The sequence below is a fragment of the Streptomyces sp. IBSBF 3136 genome (genome assembly GCF_036815105.1).
Classification (GTDB): domain Bacteria; phylum Actinomycetota; class Actinomycetes; order Streptomycetales; family Streptomycetaceae; genus Streptomyces.
The window spans coordinates 1-1,118 of the sequence record NZ_JAJSZC010000467.1 but is presented as its reverse complement, the minus strand read 5'-3'; the positions used below and the strand labels follow the sequence as shown (position 1 = coordinate 1,118).

The following is a 1,118-nucleotide window of genomic DNA, read 5'->3' as shown; positions in this document are numbered from 1 at the left end:
CATGGGCGCGGCCTCCGCGCTGGCGACACCGAGGGTTCCGGCGGCGTGCTCAACTAAAGCCTTTCCAGAGGGACATGTCGGAACGGCACAGCACCCTACCCGGTGAGCTGCCCCGGCAACGGTCCCGCGTGCGCGACGACCAGGCCCGAGACCGCTCGGGTCAGGGCCACGTACAGCCGGCGCAACCCCGTCCGTTCGTCGGGCTCGCCGTCCACCACGGCCTGCGGGGCGTCGCGGTGAGCCCACAGGCCGACTCCGCGGCAGGAGGGGTGCTTGTCCTGCGCGGCGGGTTCGGTGCCACGCAGGACGGCGCAACGAGGTTTTCTCAGCTTGCGGCCGGCGTCTCGTTCGGTGTGCCGTCCGTGGTGGCCGGTTCGCCGGTGTCGGTGTCCTCGGAGCTGGTGCTCTTGGTGCCGAAGCCGCGATGGACGCACATCAGCTGGTCTTCGGTGCCGTAGGGGTCGCGATAGACGATCAGGGCGGGGCCGGCGCCACTGGCGTGTTTGGGGAATTCGGTGTCGCGGCTCCAGTTGGAGCCGTCGAAGGTGGTGTACCACAGGCTCTGGTCGCTGTTGCCGCGGTGGACGCAGTAGAGCTTGTTCTTGAAGACGGCCAGAGCCGGTCCGGCGACGGTCGCCACGTTGGGGATCTCACTGTCGCGACTCCAGCTGCTGCCGTCGAAGGTCGCGTACCACATGCTGGCGTTGCCGTTGCCCTGGTGCACGCAGTAGAGCCTGTGGTTGTAGACGGCCAGGGCCGGGTTGGAGGAGGTCGCCGCGCGGGGGATTTCCTGGTCAGGACTCCAGCTGGTGCCGTTGAAACGGGTCCACCACATGCTGCCGTTGCCGTTGCCCTTGTGGACGCAGTACAGGTAGTCGCCGTAAACGGCCAGGGCCGGTCCCCTGTCAGTGCCGTGCCGGGGGAGCTCGGTGTCGGTGGACCAGGAACTGGTGGCGGTCCGGGAGGTCCACCACAGGCTGCTGTTGCCGTTCCCCTTGTGGACGGCGTAGATCTTGCCCTTGTACACAGCCACTGCCGGTCCGGCGTCACTGGCATGTCGGGGGAATTTGGTGTCGGTGCTCCAGCCGCTGCTGGGGGTGTAGTTCGGGGGCGGGGCG

The 1,118-nt window shown here is 68.2% G+C and carries 1 protein-coding gene; it reads right to left on the bottom strand.

Translation table 11 applies throughout. From position 1 onward, the window contains the following. Positions 1-325: 325 nt before the first annotated feature. Positions 326-1,118 (bottom strand): hypothetical protein (locus V7E45_RS40260; protein ID WP_333779243.1); only part of this gene is annotated, 793 nt, incomplete at its 5' end.